Below are 924 nucleotides of genomic sequence, written 5' to 3' on the forward strand. Positions count from 1 at the left end.
AGTGACGACACTGCTTAAAGAAAAAGAGCAACCGCAATTCATTCATTTAGTTACTATGCAAACACATATGCCCTATGAAAACAAATACACAACGTCCAATTATTTTTCTCAAGGAAACGGCAATCAAGTCGCGCTCAATAATTACTTGCAAGATATTGCCTACAGTAGCGAAGCTTTGAAAAATTTCCTACAAGAAATCGAAAAAATGCCCAAACGCACATTAGTCGTTTTTTGGGGAGATCACTTACCAAGTATTTATGATGAAAACATTCAAGCGTTGAATGAAGGGGCAGCCCTTCACCAGACAGAATTTCTAATGTATGATACGGCGAACCAGTTAACAGAAAAAAATCAGCATCAAGCAATCATTAGTCCATTTTATTTTGCTCCCTCACTTTTCCAACAAAGTGGCTTACCGCAATCGGGATTTTACGCTATGCTAAATGAGGTACAAGAACAATTGCCTGCTTTTGAAAAGGGGAATTACTATCTCGGTGGGGAATGGAAAAAAACAGTAGAAATGAATAAAAAGCAAGAACAACTATATGAGGAATACCGACTGATTCAATATGACATTGTTTCAGGGAAGCAATATAGTTTAGAAAATCAATTTTTTAGCTAAAAAGAGCCTGGGACAAAAATCACTTTGGATTTTTGTCCCAGGCTCAAAACCTGATAAACGGCGGGAACAGAAGCAACTCCTTCGGAAATAAGCTGAAATTCTCCAAAAATTAAAGAACAATTTTCGGAAATTTCTTCTTATTTCTCGGAGCTAAACACTTCTGTCCCGACCTTCTTGATGAAAAACAAAAAAGTTTTAAATTAAAAATGTGGTTGACGGCCTCGAAAATGTTTGCTAAACTATCCGTAAATCAGTATGATTGATGAAACAAATAAAAGAACAAAATGTGATGAGAAGGAAAG

1 protein-coding gene is annotated in these 924 nt (G+C 36.1%); it reads left to right on the forward strand.

What is annotated here, in order from left to right:
• The coding region (locus ACU8YE_RS23645) for a sulfatase-like hydrolase/transferase (protein ID WP_446929767.1) at positions 1 to 622 on the forward strand (622 nt) is incomplete at its 5' end.
• Positions 623 to 924 lie beyond the last annotated feature (302 nt).

The organism is Ralstonia sp. VS2407 (assembly GCF_052950655.1).